The sequence below is a fragment of the Agrobacterium sp. 6Ca8 genome (assembly GCF_055382765.1).
This window is the reverse complement of record NZ_AP026434.1, coordinates 1,112,079-1,127,500: the sequence shown is the minus strand read 5'-3', so window position 1 is coordinate 1,127,500 and position 15,422 is coordinate 1,112,079. Positions and strand designations below refer to the sequence as shown.

The 15,422-nt window shown below is 57.2% G+C and carries 16 protein-coding genes, 1 tRNA gene and 2 rRNA genes (1 of these 19 only partly in view); 13 read left to right on the top strand and 6 right to left on the bottom strand.

Translation table 11 applies throughout. The annotated features are described in order from the left end of the window. The 12 genes from ACZ5A6_RS19405 to ACZ5A6_RS19350 all read left to right on the top strand — a co-directional run. Positions 1-978 (top strand): 23S ribosomal RNA (locus tag ACZ5A6_RS19405) (it extends 1,829 nt beyond the left edge of the window). Between the two features lie 221 nt (positions 979-1,199). After that, a 5S ribosomal RNA gene (rrf, locus tag ACZ5A6_RS19400) occupies positions 1,200-1,314 on the top strand. A 275-nt stretch (positions 1,315-1,589) separates the two neighbouring features. Further along, a tRNA-Met gene (locus ACZ5A6_RS19395) sits at positions 1,590-1,666 on the top strand. A gap of 633 nt (positions 1,667-2,299) precedes the next feature. After that, a complete protein-coding gene (locus ACZ5A6_RS19390; RefSeq protein WP_080814635.1) occupies positions 2,300-2,707 on the top strand; it encodes a low affinity iron permease family protein in 408 nt (135 codons plus the stop codon). A gap of 104 nt (positions 2,708-2,811) precedes the next feature. Further along, a complete protein-coding gene (locus tag ACZ5A6_RS19385; RefSeq protein WP_111800634.1) occupies positions 2,812-3,429 on the top strand; it encodes a flavodoxin family protein in 618 nt (205 codons plus the stop codon). A gap of 254 nt (positions 3,430-3,683) precedes the next feature. Next, positions 3,684-4,001 (top strand): PepSY domain-containing protein, encoded by a 318-nt coding sequence (locus ACZ5A6_RS19380; RefSeq protein ID WP_003519019.1) that lies wholly within the window; start codon positions 3,684-3,686, stop codon positions 3,999-4,001. Between the two features lie 26 nt (positions 4,002-4,027). Further along, on the top strand, positions 4,028-4,636 hold the full coding sequence (locus ACZ5A6_RS19375; RefSeq protein ID WP_111800629.1) for a general stress protein: 609 nt from the start codon (positions 4,028-4,030) through the stop codon (positions 4,634-4,636). Between the two features lie 68 nt (positions 4,637-4,704). After that, the gene (katE, locus tag ACZ5A6_RS19370; protein WP_111788350.1) at positions 4,705-6,843 is read left to right on the top strand and encodes a catalase; all 2,139 of its coding nucleotides are present in this window, start codon (positions 4,705-4,707) and stop codon (positions 6,841-6,843) included. 48 nt (positions 6,844-6,891) lie between these two features. Continuing rightward, on the top strand, positions 6,892-7,392 hold the full coding sequence (locus ACZ5A6_RS19365; RefSeq protein ID WP_013762430.1) for a YciE/YciF ferroxidase family protein: 501 nt from the start codon (positions 6,892-6,894) through the stop codon (positions 7,390-7,392). An 81-nt stretch (positions 7,393-7,473) separates the two neighbouring features. Next, positions 7,474-8,133, top strand: a complete 660-nt coding sequence (locus tag ACZ5A6_RS19360; protein ID WP_013762431.1) for a DUF6766 family protein — start codon at positions 7,474-7,476, stop codon at positions 8,131-8,133. A gap of 9 nt (positions 8,134-8,142) precedes the next feature. Beyond that, complete coding sequence (locus ACZ5A6_RS19355; protein WP_464111289.1) at positions 8,143-8,769, top strand: cysteine hydrolase family protein; 627 nt, start codon at positions 8,143-8,145, stop codon at positions 8,767-8,769. Positions 8,770-8,868: 99 nt separating this feature from the next. After that, a complete protein-coding gene (locus tag ACZ5A6_RS19350; protein WP_003519000.1) occupies positions 8,869-9,066 on the top strand; it encodes a hypothetical protein in 198 nt (65 codons plus the stop codon). Between the two features lie 21 nt (positions 9,067-9,087). Here the strand turns inward: ACZ5A6_RS19350 and ACZ5A6_RS19345 are convergent, their stop codons facing one another. Next, positions 9,088-9,318: a hypothetical protein gene (locus ACZ5A6_RS19345; protein WP_013762433.1), complete on the bottom strand. Its 231-nt coding sequence runs from the start codon at positions 9,316-9,318 to the stop codon at positions 9,088-9,090. Between the two features lie 156 nt (positions 9,319-9,474). Continuing rightward, positions 9,475-9,600, bottom strand: coding sequence for a hypothetical protein (locus ACZ5A6_RS19340; protein WP_019567401.1), 126 nt, complete (start codon positions 9,598-9,600; stop codon positions 9,475-9,477). A 181-nt stretch (positions 9,601-9,781) separates the two neighbouring features. Here ACZ5A6_RS19340 and ACZ5A6_RS19335 point away from each other — a divergent pair, with 181 nt between their 5' ends. Continuing rightward, positions 9,782-10,306 (top strand): sigma-70 family RNA polymerase sigma factor, encoded by a 525-nt coding sequence (locus ACZ5A6_RS19335; RefSeq protein ID WP_013762435.1) that lies wholly within the window; start codon positions 9,782-9,784, stop codon positions 10,304-10,306. A 116-nt stretch (positions 10,307-10,422) separates the two neighbouring features. On the opposite strand, the gene treZ is transcribed toward ACZ5A6_RS19335, so the two are convergent. The 4 genes from treZ to ACZ5A6_RS19315 form a co-directional block, all read right to left on the bottom strand. Then, the gene (treZ, locus tag ACZ5A6_RS19330; RefSeq protein ID WP_464111288.1) at positions 10,423-12,204 is read right to left on the bottom strand and encodes a malto-oligosyltrehalose trehalohydrolase; all 1,782 of its coding nucleotides are present in this window, start codon (positions 12,202-12,204) and stop codon (positions 10,423-10,425) included. A gap of 26 nt (positions 12,205-12,230) precedes the next feature. Then, on the bottom strand, positions 12,231-13,760 hold the full coding sequence (gene glgA, locus ACZ5A6_RS19325) for a glycogen synthase GlgA (RefSeq protein ID WP_111788346.1): 1,530 nt from the start codon (positions 13,758-13,760) through the stop codon (positions 12,231-12,233). 514 nt (positions 13,761-14,274) lie between these two features. Beyond that, positions 14,275-14,502 carry a hypothetical protein gene (locus ACZ5A6_RS19320; RefSeq protein WP_003518990.1) on the bottom strand — a complete coding sequence of 76 codons (228 nt, stop codon included), beginning with the start codon at positions 14,500-14,502 and terminating at the stop codon, positions 14,275-14,277. A 124-nt stretch (positions 14,503-14,626) separates the two neighbouring features. Beyond that, a complete protein-coding gene (locus ACZ5A6_RS19315; protein WP_013762439.1) occupies positions 14,627-15,409 on the bottom strand; it encodes a Crp/Fnr family transcriptional regulator in 783 nt (260 codons plus the stop codon). Positions 15,410-15,422 lie beyond the last annotated feature (13 nt).

Sequence of the window (15,422 nt, the reverse complement as noted above, 5' to 3'; positions counted from 1 at the left end):
TAACTATAACGGTCCTAAGGTAGCGAAATTCCTTGTCGGGTAAGTTCCGACCTGCACGAATGGCGTAACGACTTCCCCGCTGTCTCCAACATAGACTCAGTGAAATTGAATTCCCCGTGAAGATGCGGGGTTCCTGCGGTCAGACGGAAAGACCCCGTGCACCTTTACTATAGCTTTACACTGGCATTCGCCAAGGCATGTGTAGGATAGGTGGTAGGCTTTGAAGCAGGGACGCCAGTTCTTGTGGAGCCATCCTTGAAATACCACCCTTATCTTCGTGGATGTCTAACCGCGGTCCGTTATCCGGATCCGGGACAGTGTATGGTGGGTAGTTTGACTGGGGCGGTCGCCTCCGAAAGAGTAACGGAGGCGCGCGATGGTGGGCTCAGACCGGTCGGAAATCGGTCGTCGAGTGCAATGGCATAAGCCCGCCTGACTGCGAGACTGACAAGTCGAGCAGAGACGAAAGTCGGTCATAGTGATCCGGTGGTCCCGTGTGGAAGGGCCATCGCTCAACGGATAAAAGGTACGCCGGGGATAACAGGCTGATGACCCCCAAGAGTCCATATCGACGGGGTTGTTTGGCACCTCGATGTCGACTCATCGCATCCTGGGGCTGGAGCAGGTCCCAAGGGTATGGCTGTTCGCCATTTAAAGCGGTACGTGAGTTGGGTTCAGAACGTCGTGAGACAGTTCGGTCCCTATCTGCCGTGGGTGTAGGAATATTGACAGGATCTGTCCCTAGTACGAGAGGACCGGGATGGACGTATCTCTGGTGGATCTGTTGTCCTGCCAAGGGCATAGCAGAGTAGCTATATACGGAATGGATAACCGCTGAAGGCATCTAAGCGGGAAACCAACCTGAAAACGAGTGTTCCCTATCAGAGCCGTGGAAGACGACCACGTTGATAGGACGGGTGTGGAAGCATGGCAACATGTGAAGCTTACCGTTACTAATAGCTCGATCGACTTCTTCGTTCCCATTGTTCATGCTCATCAAAGATGAGCATCATCTGTTCTGTCCTGACGCGCATAGCGCTCCGGACGGGCCGCGCCACAGGGCGCGACGACCTCTGGTCTGTATGGCAAACATACGGGATGGGTCGCAGAAAGACGTGTTAAATTAAATGAAGCGCAAGCTTCCCAGCTTCTCGAAACAACACTCATGTGAAAACATGAACTGTGTTGCGTTTTGCCGACCTGGTGGTTATCGCGGGGCGGCTGCACCCGTTCCCATTCCGAACACGGCCGTGAAACGCCCCAGCGCCAATGGTACTCCGTCTCAAGACGCGGGAGAGTAGGTCGCTGCCAGGTCTGCAAAACGCAACAAATATCTTCTCACTCACAAAAAGGGCTTCAAGCCCTAATCAAAAGGCCGCTGAAGCGGCCTTTATGCTATAATAATCCAGCGCACAATGTGCCAAAACAAATCGGTCACCCAATGAGGGTGCGTCCCTTAAAGGAGACAAATCGCCTTCGGCAATTTGCTCCGGAACTATACATCACAGCGTCCCTGTGATGCAGTCGCGATAAATCCAATAGGGATTTACGCTGGTCGCGATAAATCCAATAGGGATTTACGCTGGTAACGCGGGGTGGAGCAGCCCGGTAGCTCGTCAGGCTCATAACCTGAAGGCCGCAGGTTCAAATCCTGCCCCCGCAACCAATTCAAACTTGAATGTTTAACCATTCAAATCGCTTAGCAAAATGCTCCTCCGCGCAAGCGTCGAGGAGCATTTTGCGTTTCTGATCCCTGTCCAACTCGCCGGCACGAAGCATCTCCAGATAATCGTGCTGCGTATGCGAGACGTGCACCAGACCACGCGCGAAGGCTATCCGGTTGCGAGGTTTCTCAACGTCCCGGCGTTGCCCGGCTCTCACTATACGACGAATGGAAGAAGAGGTTTGGGGCATCGAACGCCAAGGGCGACGAGGTGACCGAGGAGAACAGGCGGCTGAAGAAAGAGCTGGCTCGCAGTAGCTGTGCCCGCAAAACCGGGTCGGTGTTCGTGGGTGGTCCTCGTCCTGAAGAGGGTAATTTTGCCATCTACACATTGGCCCGAAGAAATGGCGTTCTGGTGCTGTACTTTTGAGATGGCTGGCAGCGGGTGAACGTCGTCTTGCTTCGTACTTAAAGCATGGTGCTGCTCGCTTCCAACTCGCCGCGTTCCGGAACCATCGCGCGTGTTCTTTGTTTGGGGGCAACGGAACGCAGCACGCATTGCCGGTCCGTAGATCGCGGGTGATACGGCAGGTGTGTTCTGCGTCAGTGTCGGTGTCAGCCATGTGGTGCAGCGCCATGGACAGGTTTTTCACTCAATTAGCGAGCCGCATAGCGTCTTTTTCCGGTTCGCCGACAGCTTTTGTCGCCGCGCTTGGCACAGTCATCGTCTGGGGAATAAGCGGGCCGCTGTTCGGGTTTTCTGAGGTCTGGCAACTGGTCATCAACACGGGCACGACCATTGTCACCTTTCTCATGATTTTCCTCGTGCAGAACTCGCAGAACCGGGATTCTGCGGCGATGGAAGCAAAACTAGACGAATTGCTTCGAGCTGTGGAGGAGGCGCGGGCGGATTTCATCGGGATCGAGCACCTCACGGAAGCAGAAATTGAGGACATCCGCGCTCGGCTGGAAAAGGAAAACGGCTCTGAAGGTGAAAAGCCGCCGCCGCATCATGCCATGGCGCGATTACTTTCCCGGCGTTAGGTCGGGCGGTTTGTCAGATGGCGGCGGCGGCCATCGCTTGTCATCGCCGTGACATCGTCACCGAAGACCAAACGCGGCAAAGCCCGCTGACAGAAGGAATTATCATGTCTCTCAAGGCCCTTGCGTTGAATGCCACACTCAAGTCCTCCACATCGGCAGAGCCGTCATCGACAGAAAGAGTTCTGGCCCTGATCCTTCAAGAGCTCGGCGATCACGATGTTCAAAGCGAAATGATTTGGCTCGCTGATCATGACGTCAAGGCCGGGGTTACGTCAGACGAAGGCGAGGGGGATGCCTGGCCGGCTATCCGCGAGAAGATTCTTGCTGCCGATATTCTTTTGTTTGGGACACCGATATGGCTCGGACAGCCTTCGAGCGTGTGCAAGCGAGCGCTGGAGCGCATGGATGCATTTCTGGAGGAAACGGACGAGCGGGGGCGTATGGTTTCCTGCGGCAAGGTTGCCGCGGTGGCAGTCGTCGGGAATGAGGATGGGGCTCACCATGTTTCTGCGGAACTTTTCCAGGCTCTGAATGATGTTGGCTTCACAATCCCGGCAAATGCGGTTGCCTATTGGCTAGGGGAGGCGATGGGATCGAAGAATTTCGTCGATCTCGATGAGACTCCTGATGCCGTTAAAACCATGATCAGCATCCTTGTGCGCAACACGGTGCACTTGGCGGGACTCCTGAAGAACAGCCAATATCCGGGCAGCGAGGACTGATATCCATTTTACCGGTTCGTGTCGCAGGCCTTACGCCCTCGAACGGCTACGCGGGTCGTATGCTATCGAGCCCTCCATGATCCGCTCCGAATTTTCGAAACGAGATTCTCCTCGTCGATCATTATTTTTCGGAACTCTCCGCATGTCGGTTTGTTCGGGAGATGTCCATGCCGGCCCTGAAAGGGGTTTCCCATCTCGGGGGAAGTCCCGAGAGGGAGGCTGGAGAGCCATAATGCAAGCGGAGGAAAATCCCAATGAAGAAGACTGTTTTCGTTGCGTTGCTTCTGGGGAGCGGCGCGCTGTCGGCTTTCGCCCAGCAGACGCCGACCGCCAATCCCGGAGGCGATACGCCTGCTGTCGCCACGCCGGGCGCCAGTAACCCTACGGCCCCGGTGGAGGGCGCCAATAGCTTCACTGAGGCGCAGGCCAGACAGAGGATTGAAGATGCCGGTTACACCCAGGTCAAGAATCTGACGAAGGATGACAAGGGCGTGTGGATGGCATCGGGCATGAAGGGCGGCAAGACCGTCGCCATCGCGCTCGATTATCAGGGCAACGTCGTCGCCAAGTGAGGCGCGCAGGATTTGGGAGAAATGACATGAGAACCGTAACCGGACTTTTCGATGACTATGATGATGCGAGCGCTGCCGTTTCCGAACTGGAGCGAGCGGGCGTGCCGTCAAGCGATATCAGCGTTGTGGCCAGCAACGCCGACAGGCGACATGGAGAGGATTCCGATTCCAATGCTGCTGAGGGCGCCGGCGCGGGTGCTGGCATCGGCGCGCTTGTTGGCGGCGCTGGGGGTCTGCTGGCGGGACTTGGGTTGATGGCGATCCCGGGAGTGGGGCCGGTGGTTGCAGCCGGTTGGCTTGCCGCAACGGCAGTCGGAGCAGCCGGCGGCGCTGTTGCCGGCGGTGCGGCCGGCGGGCTGATCGGAGCTATGACCCGCTCGGGTGTTTCCGAAGAGGATGCCAATCTCTACGCGGAAGGGGTGCGCAGGGGCGGCACACTGGTAACCGCCCGTGTGGAAGACAATCTGGTGCCGGAGGCCGAGGCCGTGCTGAAGCGGCAAGGCTGGGTTGATCCTGCCGAACGCCGCGCCGCTTATCGCGAACAAGGCTGGACGCGTTTCGACGAGACATCGAGACCCTACGCAGCGGAAGACATTGAACAGGAACGTAGCCGCTATCGCCGCTCGACAATTTGACGAGAACGTCCGTCCTCCAGGGGCCTGGTTCCGCCATGGTCCCTGGTCAACGCCTTGCAGGAGTTAACATGGCCAAAAAACCAGATTCCACCTCATCATCCGTTACCATCCACGACCAGAAGCTTGTTCGGGGAGAAGGAGGCGAGCTGCACCAGATTGCCACTGGCGATGAGCCCGTGCTGACGACCGCGCAGGGCGGGCCGGTTGCGGACGACCAGAATTCCCTTCGGGTCGGTCCTCGCGGGCCGCTTCTCGTGGATGATTTTCATTTCCGCGAGAAGATTTTCCATTTCGATCACGAGCGAATTCCAGAACGCGTGGTTCATGCCCGCGGTTACGGCGCGCATGGCTATTTCGAGACCTATGACTCCCTTGCCGCCCACACCAAGGCTGACCTGTTTCAGAGGGCCGGTGAAAAGACGCCCGCCTTCGTGCGATTCTCGACAGTGGCCGGCAACAAGGGCTCGGCCGATCTCGCGCGGGATGTGCGCGGCTTTGCCGTGAAGCTCTACACCAAGGAAGGAAATTGGGATCTCGTCGGCAACAACATTCCCGTCTTCTTCATTCAGGACGCAATCAAGTTTCCGGACCTCATTCATGCCGCCAAGCAGGAGCCCGACCGCGCCTTTCCGCAGGCGCAAACGGCGCATGACACCTTCTGGGATTTCATCAGCCTGACGCCCGAAAGCATGAACATGGTCATGTGGATCATGTCGGACCGGACTATTCCGCGTTCCTTCCGGTTTATGGAGGGGTTCGGCGTACACACCTTCCGCCTCATCAATGCGAAGGGAGAATCGAGCTTCGTGAAGTTTCACTGGAAGCCGAAACTTGGATTGCAATCGGTGGCGTGGAACGAAGCGGTCAAGATCAACGGTGCCGATCCCGATTTCCATCGGCGTGATCTCTGGACTGCGATCCAGTCCGGCAATTTCCCGGAGTGGGAGTTGCAGGTGCAGCTTTTCGACCAGGACTTCGCCGACAGTTTCGATTTTGACGTCCTTGATCCCACCAAGATCATCCCCGAGGAGATATTGGCGCCCAAACCGGTCGGCCGGCTCGTCCTTGATCGTATGCCGGACAACTTTTTTGCCGAGACCGAACAGGTGGCGTTCATGACGCAGAACGTTCCGCCGGGCATCGATTTCAGCAATGATCCGCTGCTGCAGGGCAGGAATTTTTCCTATCTCGATACGCAGTTGAAGCGTCTCGGCGGGCCAAACTTCACACATCTGCCGATCAATGCGCCTAAGTGTCCTTTCGCGCATTTCCAGCAGGACGGCCATATGGCGGTGCGCAACCCGGCCGGACGGGCCAATTATCAGCCGAATTCCTTCGGAGAGGGTCCAAGGGAATCGCCGATGCGTGGTTTCCAGCATTTCCCCGCTGAAGAGCAGGGACCCAAGGCGAGGCTGCGGCCGGAAAGTTTTGCCGATCATTACAGCCAGGCGCGCCAGTTCTACATTAGCCAAACGCCGCCTGAACAACGCCATATCGCATCGGCGCTCACCTTCGAACTCAGCAAGGTGGAAACGCCAGTCATTCGTGAGAGGATGGTCGCGCATCTTCTCAATATCGATGAAACGCTGGCTGCGACGGTAGCGCAGAAGCTCGGCCTGCAAGCCATGCCCAAGCCCGCGGATGCCGCCATGCCGACCCGTCAGGATCTTGAGCCTTCGCCGGCGCTCAGTATTGTTCAGCGTGGGCCCAAACGGTTCGAGGGTCGCAAGCTCGGTATTCTCATCACCGACGGTGTAGATGCAAAACTGCTGAAGGGGCTGACCAAGGCGGTAACAGCCGAAAAAGCCGTCTTCGAGTTGATCGCGCCAAAGGTTGGCGGCGTGACGGCGTCGGACGGAACCTTCATCGAGGCACATCACATGATCGATGGCGGTCCTTCAGTGCTTTTCGATGCGGTGGCGCTGCTGACATCGGCTACGGCCGTCGATGAACTGATCAAGGAAGCAACCGCGCGGGATTTCGTCGCCGACGCGTTCCAGCACTGCAAATTCATCGGTTACGACCAGTCGGCGCTGCCGCTTCTGAAAAAAGCGGGAATTGCGGACGCCATGGATGAGGGGGTGCTGCCCTTGTCAGGCGAGGAGGGACTGGCGGCCTTCGTGTCCGAACTCGGCAAATTGCGGGTGTGGGCGCGCGAGCCGTCGGTGAAACTCGGCAAGGCCTCCGATTCCGTTAATGAGCAATGACGAACATCTGATTTCCCACTCACCAACCAAAGCAACAGGAGACTAAAAATGGCTGAGAAGACATTGGAAGACCTTTTCCTCGATACGGTGAAGGACATTTATTTTGCCGAGCGCCAGATTCTCAAGGCGCTTCCGAAGATGGCGCGCGCTGCGCAATCGCCGGACTTGAAGGCGGCATTCGAAAAACACAGGGACGAGACAGAGGTCCATGTGGAGCGTTTGCAGAATGTCTTTGAACTGCTCGGCAAGCCGGCGCGCGGCAAGACCTGTGAGGCGATCCAGGGCATCATCGCGGAAGGCGAGGAAATCATGGAGGAATTCAAAGGCTCGTCCGCGCTTGATGCTGGGCTCATTTCTTCGGCGCAGGCCGTGGAGCATTACGAGATCACCCGCTACGGCACATTGAAGACGTGGGCGGTTGAACTCGGCATGAAGGAAGCGGCCAAACTGTTCGAACAGACGCTGGGCGAAGAAAGCGCGACGGACACGGCGCTCTCGTCGCTTGCCCAGGCCAGCGCAAACGTGAAGGCCAAATCCAAGGCGGCGTAAGCGGTCCGTCACCTGGGAGGTGCCGCTCAAACCGGCGGCACCTTCGATTTCGTAGTTGTCTCTTTCATGCGAGGCTGAACCATGAGGCTGTTTCGCGACAATGGATTGGCGATTGTCCTTGTCCTGACTTCCGTATTGACGATCGGTGGTATGCTGGCGACCGGTTGGGCGGTTTACAATGAGGAGCTGGCGCAACATCACGCCATGCCTCTCACGTTTTTTTCCTATGCAAAGAGCGGTCATTTTCTCTCCGCTTTGTTCGAAAACTGGGAGAGCGAATTCCTCCAGATGTCGGCTTACGTGATGCTGACCGCATTTCTTTTTCAAAGAGGCTCGTCGGAGTCCAAGGATCCTGACAAGACTGCCCCGCAGGATGAAGACCCTGCCCAAAAAGAAGATGATCCCAAGGCGCCCTGGCCGGTAAAACTTGGAGGATTTATCCGTGCCATTTATTCCTATTCCCTGGGTCTGGCGCTGTCCTTCCTTTTTATCGTCAGTTTTGTCCTGCATCTGAAATACAGTGCCGACACGGCGGCGTTGGAAGCCGCCATGCACGGCGAGCCCGAGACGACGCTGTTTGCGCATTTGGGAAGTGTAGAATTCTGGTTTGAATCGTTTCAGAACTGGCAATCGGAGTTTCTGTCGACTGCGGTCCTCGTCGTTCTTTCCATCTTCCTGCGCTTTCGCGGTTCGCCGGAATCGAAGCCGGTTGCCGCTCCTCACAGCGAGACCGGCGGGTAGGGAGGAGGCATGGTCAAATTTTCAGACGAGGGAGACTGGCGGCACCTGTGCGTCGATATGCAGCGCGTTTTCGCCGAGGATACGCCATGGCATGTCGAATGGATGGACCGCATCAGCGAGGAGGTGGAGGCCGTGGTTCGGGCGGATGCCGCCCGCTGTATCTTCACCTGTTTTATACCGCCTAAAACCGTAGAAGAGGCTCCCGGTGCGTGGCTCGCCTATTATGAAAAATGGCCGATGATGACGCAGCAGTCCCTGCCTCCCGAACTCATCGAGGTAATCCCCTCCCTATCGCGCTATATCCCACCCGCCCGTATCTTCCGCAAAAGCGTCTATTCGCCGTGGCAACATGGGGGTCTCGGCGAAATCCTGCGGAAAGAGCATGTATCGACGATTGTGATAACAGGCGGAGAAACGGATGTCTGCGTTCTCGCCACCGTTCTGGGTGCGATAGACCAAGGTTTCCATGTCATTCTGGTAGAGGACGCGCTTTGCAGCGGAAGGGATGCGACACACGACGCAGCGTTAAAGCTGCTCTCCGGCCGTTATTCGACGCAGCTGCAGGTCTGCGATACGGCGACACTCCTCGGTACTCTTCCGTCGCAATCCGCTCGGCGGTCCGTAAGATTGTCGTGAGCCAGCGTCACTATTCATCATCACAGCAACGGAATAAAGGGGACAAGCCTGGCCGAGCGCAGTTAGGCCACCAATCTTCCCAGCAACGGAGGTCCAGCCGTGACCCAGAGAGTCGATCACGAAACAAGCAACAGCCTGAATATCGAGGCTGCGACCCCGAAGGTCATCAAGATCATTGTGGGCGAGCGTACCGTGCTTGAGGGCGTTCTGAACACCGGCAGCGTATTGACGGTGCAGACACGAGAGGGCGCCGAGCCACAATCCATCGAACTTCTGATCGAGGACCTGGCACGGTGAAAATTGCGATTGTCGATCGGATTAACCCCTGAAATCGCCCTCGTTGGTGTCCCGTTCATCGTAGTTCAAATCCCAGTCTTTTTCGGGTTTTTTGACCCCGGGCGGCAGCTTGTTGGCGGTTGCGTCGTCCGAGCCGGTGATAACCCTTGGCTTCGCGCTCGCGACGCCGTTGTTATCAGAGGTTTTTTTGCCGCGCGCAAATTGCGGCTCGCTGTCCTTATGGATCTGCTTGAGCTTGTCGTCCTTGTTCATGACATCCTCCTTGATACCTCCCAAACCATTTTCCGGCGACAGTGTTCCCTCAGGCCTTCATCACGCCGGAACATCCTTCAGGCTGCATGGTTAGAAAACTGCGGGGATAGCGGGTCCCTCATTTTGGAAACCACAAGCGGAGATGAAGCGATGAGCCTACCAGACGATGACGCCAAGCCAGAGCCCGGTACGGATGACGCCCGTGCTGGCAATAGCGATGAAAGCCGCAAAGACAGGGAACAGACGAGAGAAAACGCGGAACGCATGATTGAACAGCGGCATCGGAAACAATCACCCGGCAGTGCGAAAAGTGCCTGAAGCCACGTTGTCGGGACGCGAGCGTAGACGCGGTCCGGGTGTTCTCAATGAGACCTTTGGATCGTCGCGGATTTCGCTATTGTACGTTGGCGTACAGCAACCAAGCGTCTGCCGAGCCATTTGCCCATGGTGAAAGGATGGGAAAATGGCCAAGCACGCTGTGAGTGGAGTTTCCGGAAACACATTAAATGATTCGCAGCTGGAGGTGTTGCGTATCGGTATTGCAGATCTGGCGCCGGCCTTGACGGCTTTTGCCCGCCGCTTCGTCAGGAATGAAGAGGATGTCGACGATCTCGTTCAAGAGACGATGTTGCGAGGACTGCGGTCCCTGCACGGTTTTACGCCCGGCACGGCTTTGAAATCGTGGCTCTTCACCATTTTGCGCAACACGTTCTGTACCCGCTACAAGGTGTCTAAACGCGAATGTGTAGGCTTGCCCGTTGGTATCGAGCAGACCATGTCTACCCCTGCCAGCCAGGAATGGCGTGTGCAGCATCAGGAAGTCATGCGGGCTATACGGGATCTCGACAAGGATCAGAAAAAAGCTCTTCTGCTTGTCGCCGGAGGGACGAGTTACTCCGATGCCGCGGCCATTTGCGGCTGCCGGGTGGGCACCATCAAAAGCCGGGTGAACAGGGCAAGGGAATCGCTTCGGCGCAATCTTGACTAAAGTGTAATTTCTCACACTCGAGAGCGCCTTTCCGGCGGATCGCCGGAAATCATCTTTCGGTGAGTTGAACCGCTCGCGCAAGACATTGCCGCGGCCGTTTTGTTTCTTTGCTCCTGTCAGCGGTCACCGATCGCAAATTGCAGGGCATAATCGTCATAGCTCGTGCCCTCGATACTACCGTGCCGGAAAAAGGTTTCCCCCTGCACAGTCGGAAGACTGGTGAGGTTTGGCGAAAGGTTGGCGCGCATTTCCAGCCGTCCCGCGCTGAAATACCAGTCGATCGCCAGACACTGGGTTTCGCAGTCAAGGGAAACTCCCCTCTCGAAATCCGAGCACAGGAGCGGCCAGATGTACCGGCGCCGTTTCTCAAGCAATGCCTTCATCCTTTCCCTTGCCAGCTTCCCCTCGGTCGTTTCCGCCTCATCCCACTTCAGGGTCGAGATTTGCATCGTGTGCAGATCATTCGGATCCAGCACCACCTCTGGGGCCTCGGGAGGTAATTCGCCCTGGAAGCTTTCCGCCTGTTTCAGCCGATTCTTGATCTCCTGCTCCCGGTCGTTTTCAGGGTGGTCGGAAAAAAAGAAGAACGGGTTGGGCGAACCATGGTCGTCGCCCATGAACATCAGCGGCGTCTGCGGGGCGAGGAGGAGGATCGTCTCAAGCGTATCGAAAAGGGGAGGTTGTATCAGGGAACGCAGCCGCTCCCCGCGCAGGCGGTTACCGGCCTGATCGTGGTTATGCAGAAAGTTTACGAACCGGTGGGGCGGGAGATGGCCGCTGGGTTCACCGCTTCCGGCAAAATTATGAGAAGGCCGCGGGTGGCCCTGATAGACAAAGCCGGTTGCGAGCGAGCGGCGAAGACCGTCATAGGGCTGGTTGGCGAAATCCTCGTAAATGCCGCCGTCCTCATGCGTGGTGGCAACATGAATAACGTGGTGAAAGTCGTCGTTCCATTCGGCATCGACACCGACGAGGCCATCAGACGAAGGTGTCATGGGTGAGGCTGCATTTCGCGCGTCTTCCGTAACGATATGGACATGCCTGCTCGTTATCGCCCGTTTCACGTGCCCCGCCATCTCGATCAGAAAATCGACGTCTCCGTCGCCGCCGGCGAGATGGTCGGCGGCATCGATCCGCAGCCCGTCAAACCGATATGTCTCTAGCCAGTAGAGCGCGTTCTGGAGAAAGAGCGACCGCACCTCGGCGCGGTTGAAGTCCGGCGCGGGTCCCCACGGCGTCCCGCCCGGCTTGAAGAATGTGGGAGCAAACGCCTCAATTGCGTTCCCCGTGGTGCCGAAGTGGTTATAGACGACATCCAGCAGCACCATGATGCCGTGGGCGTGGGCCTTATCGATAAAGGCCTTGAGGTCTTCGGGCGTTCCATAATCTCGCTGGGGCGCGAACTGCAGAACGCCGTCATAACCCCAGCCGCGACTGCCCGAGAAGGTAGCAAGCGGCATGAGTTCGACAACCGTCACACCGATGCCTGCGAGATATTCGAGCTTCTCCCCTGCGGCCGCAAATGTTCCTTCTTTTGTAAAAGTTCCGACATGAAGCTCATAGACGACCGCTTCGAGCCACGGCCGGCCTTTCCAGTCGGGGTTTTTCCAGTGGAAGTCATGGTTGACGATAAGGGAGGGGCCGAGCGGGCCTTCGTCCTGCTGGTTGGAAGCGGGATCCGCAACCCTTGTCCCGTCATCCAGTATGAAGCCGTAGCGATCGCCGGCGGAGGTGGGTTTTGTGGCGTTATGCCAGCCGTTCCCGGCCGTTTGCATGTCGAATTCCGCGTCGTTCAGCCACAGTTTCACCGTTGCCGAGGCGGGTGCCCAGATGCTGAAATCCGTGTCGCCGGATTGATTGCGCTGCACACCCCATTTGCGATAATTCGCTGCATTCATCACCAGAGCCTCCTGTTGCCAGTGGCCTAACCTGTTGGTGATCCTGGGGTTCCCGCCTGCCGCCTGTCAGCTCTTATCTTTGCAAAAGTCTCGGGTCTGAAGTCGGCGACCGCATTCTTTTTGCGCTTGCTGTTGCCAACAAGGCTCTCGAAAAGCGCCATATATTGTGCGGCACTCTTGTCCCAGGAAAAATTAGCCTGCATGGCCTGCCCCTGAAGCCGCCGGAAAAGTTCCCGGTCATTATAGGCGTTAATGGCGCGGTCCAGTGCTGCGCACAGATCGTCTGTATTCGCCGGCTCGAATTGAAAGCCTGTCGCCACGCCCGCTTCAATGGCCGCGTCATTGGCGTCGATAATGGTTTCCGCCAGCCCGCCCGTGCGGCTGACGATGGGCAGCGCGCCATATCGCAGCGCGTAGAGCTGCGTCAGCCCGCATGGTTCGAACCGCGAAGGCTGGATGATGAAATCCGAGCCGGCCTGGATCATGTGCGCCAGCCGTTCGTCATAGCCGATATGGGCGCAGACCAGCTCCGGATAACGCTTTGCCAGCGCCTGCAAGCTGTCTTCCAGTGTCGTATCCCCCTCTCCGTGAATGATCAGCCTGCCTTTCCTTTCAATTATAAGGGGTACGACGTGAGGGAGGAGATCGATCCCCTTTTGCCAGGTCAGGCGACTGACCACGCCGAAGACCGGGCCCTGGGTAGGGGCAAGACCAAGGGCCTGGAGCAAGGCATATTTGTTGATGCTCCGTCTCGTAGCCGTGGCAGCCGTGAAATTGGCGAGAATGTAAGGGTCCGTCGCCGGATTCCAGACGTCCTGATCGACGCCGTTGACGATGCCGCGCAGGTTCTCGCGCCGCTTAGCAAGAACGCCCTGCATTCCCATTCCCATTTCCGGTGTGAGGATTTCTCTTGCATAAGTGGGGCTTACCGTCGTCACGGCCGATGCGGTCGTCAGGCCACCCTTCAAAAACGACATGTCGCCATAATATTCGAGGCAATCCACCGTGCAGAGGTGGGGCGGCAATCCGAGAACGCCCGCCCGCTCCAGTGGATATTGTCCCTGAAACGAGAGATTGTGAAGGGTAAGGACGGAGGGCACCTGCGGCGTTGCCTCGGCGAGGTAGACGCAGCTTAAGGCCGCGTGCCAATCATGCGCGTGAACGAGATCGGGCTTCCAGCCGTCAATCGCACCGACTGCGATTTTCGCTGCAACCTTGGAAAGGACCGCAAAGCGCAGATCGTTGTCGGAAAAAGGCTCGCCTTTTATGCCATAGGGATGGCCGTCCCTGTCGAACAGGTCCGACGCTTCCAGAAGCAGCAGTTGTTGACCGTCTGAGATAACGGGATAAACCGATACCGGCTGCTCAAGAACAGTTGCACTCAGACATGGCTCCTTTCCGCGGATAAGTGGCGTGAGCCTGCGGTACAAAGGCAGCAATGTACGAACATCCGCCCCCTGTCTCGCCAGCGCCTCCGGCAGAGCACCTGCCGCATCGGCCAATCCGCCGGTTTTGACGAATGGAAACATTTCGGCCGTCACGGCAAGAATCCGCATTTGGCGCCTCCAGGAACCGCATTGATCTTAGATTGCGAGGAGCCCGGAAACAGGTTGGTGACAACCAAGCCGCCTGCCGGGAACAGGCGGGCATTACCTGTCCTGCCGGTGCCCTTGATGGGTCGAGTTAATCTTTATGTTTGCCTGCCGGCCCGTCTGGGTCGAAGCTTTCTGTTCCTGGGCAGATGAGGCGTCTTCCGTGCTCAGGCGGCCATTGTCACCGGGGCCCTGGTGGCTCCGGTTGTCTTCTGGAATAGGGAGAGTTTTCCGGGTCATTTGATAACCTCGTTCGGTATGAGTTCCTTGGAGCAACCCGAACCGTGCCTACGCAGGTTTGTTCCCGGTCCGCCGGCTGACTTTCATATCGTGATCGTGTCGTTTCACGGATCGATCGACGGTCGGAACACGGCAACGTTCTGCCCACCCGCATGGCGAGATGCAGGATAATCGGAAACCTCGGAGGTGAAAAACTAAGCTGAAATCGTGACAGGATGCCACCCGTCAGACCTGGATGTCAGCCGACACGCAATTTGGTTCGGAAATAGAGAGCGGCCAATTGCTGGAGTTTCGACGGATCGACGACGCCGCGATCATACATTTTCAGGACGTAGCGGGCGACGTCTGCAGGGCATAGAGCCGGATCGCGTTCTGCAGACACGACATTTTCGTAGGCTGCCTTAACGATATTGATGTCTTCGTTCAGAAAAATTCCAGCACTCAGGTATTCGTGATTGGTTTGCATTTCACCTCCTTGAAACGCGCTCGGCGTTTCACAGCATGAGGGAAGATGCATTTATCTTATAGAGAAACGACCAAAGGTAAATGTCCGCAAGCGTACCAACGACAACTGAGAACGGCCGTCGGGCCTAGCGAACGCCCTCGCTCGCAACAGCAGTCAGGTCGTCAAGCGCGGAATCAGAGCTGTATTTGCGCATAAATCGGGCGAGCATTCGATTGTTTTCCTCCTCGGGCACGCCGTAGAGATCGCCGGCATAGGTCTCAAGCATCTCGCGGTTCTTGATCGTAATTCGTCCCCTTTCGGAGCGAATGAACCCAAGGCTTTCCAGCACGTGGAGAGCATCCGTTACGCTCGCGCGTCTGACTGCCAGCATGGTTGACAGGAATTCGTGGGTCAGTTGCAGCTGATTGCTTTCCACCCGGTCGTGGCACATCAGGAGCCAGCGGGCGAGGCGCTCCGTTACGGACTGGGTGGCGTTCGAAGATGCCGTGAATTGTATCTGTGTTCTTGAGACGTGGAGGGCGCAGACGAGAATGTCGAAGAATACCCGATATTTTGAAATAAGCGCGTCAAACGACCTGATATCCATGAAAAGTGCTTCGCCCGGAGCCTGCATGACGATCTCGGTCAGGTTCGTTTCCGCGCCTGCTACGGCTCCCGCCGGCACGAACCCCTCTTTGCCGACAACTCCCGCCTCGGTTTTGCGCCCCGATTTGGTGACGACAACGACCGAAGCTATGCCGGATAACAGAAAGAAGACACCCTCGATGGCCCCGCCGGCGGGTATCAACATGTCACCCAGTGCGAGTTTGATGGGCCTGCACGCGTCTCCAACCTCAACCCGGACGTCATCAGGTAAATGAGAAAGCAGAATATTCGCTTCGCCATGGCTATCGGGTTGCTTCAGCATGACACGTGCCTCC

Coding starts and splice junctions, on each gene's coding strand:
- ACZ5A6_RS19390 (WP_080814635.1), top strand. CDS start 2,300: ATGGACAGGTTTTTCACTCAATTAGCGAGCCGCATAGCGTCTTTTTCC.
- ACZ5A6_RS19385 (WP_111800634.1), top strand. CDS start 2,812: ATGTCTCTCAAGGCCCTTGCGTTGAATGCCACACTCAAGTCCTCCACA.
- ACZ5A6_RS19380 (WP_003519019.1), top strand. CDS start 3,684: ATGAAGAAGACTGTTTTCGTTGCGTTGCTTCTGGGGAGCGGCGCGCTG.
- ACZ5A6_RS19375 (WP_111800629.1), top strand. CDS start 4,028: ATGAGAACCGTAACCGGACTTTTCGATGACTATGATGATGCGAGCGCT.
- katE (WP_111788350.1), top strand. CDS start 4,705: ATGGCCAAAAAACCAGATTCCACCTCATCATCCGTTACCATCCACGAC.
- ACZ5A6_RS19365 (WP_013762430.1), top strand. CDS start 6,892: ATGGCTGAGAAGACATTGGAAGACCTTTTCCTCGATACGGTGAAGGAC.
- ACZ5A6_RS19360 (WP_013762431.1), top strand. CDS start 7,474: ATGAGGCTGTTTCGCGACAATGGATTGGCGATTGTCCTTGTCCTGACT.
- ACZ5A6_RS19355 (WP_464111289.1), top strand. CDS start 8,143: ATGGTCAAATTTTCAGACGAGGGAGACTGGCGGCACCTGTGCGTCGAT.
- ACZ5A6_RS19345 (WP_013762433.1), bottom strand. CDS start 9,318: ATGAACAAGGACGACAAGCTCAAGCAGATCCATAAGGACAGCGAGCCG.
- ACZ5A6_RS19340 (WP_019567401.1), bottom strand. CDS start 9,600: ATGCCGCTGTTCAATCATGCGTTCCGCGTTTTCTCTCGTCTGTTCCCT.
- ACZ5A6_RS19335 (WP_013762435.1), top strand. CDS start 9,782: ATGGCCAAGCACGCTGTGAGTGGAGTTTCCGGAAACACATTAAATGAT.
- treZ (WP_464111288.1), bottom strand. CDS start 12,204: ATGAATGCAGCGAATTATCGCAAATGGGGTGTGCAGCGCAATCAATCC.
- glgA (WP_111788346.1), bottom strand. CDS start 13,760: ATGCGGATTCTTGCCGTGACGGCCGAAATGTTTCCATTCGTCAAAACC.
- ACZ5A6_RS19320 (WP_003518990.1), bottom strand. CDS start 14,502: ATGCAAACCAATCACGAATACCTGAGTGCTGGAATTTTTCTGAACGAA.
- ACZ5A6_RS19315 (WP_013762439.1), bottom strand. CDS start 15,409: ATGCTGAAGCAACCCGATAGCCATGGCGAAGCGAATATTCTGCTTTCT.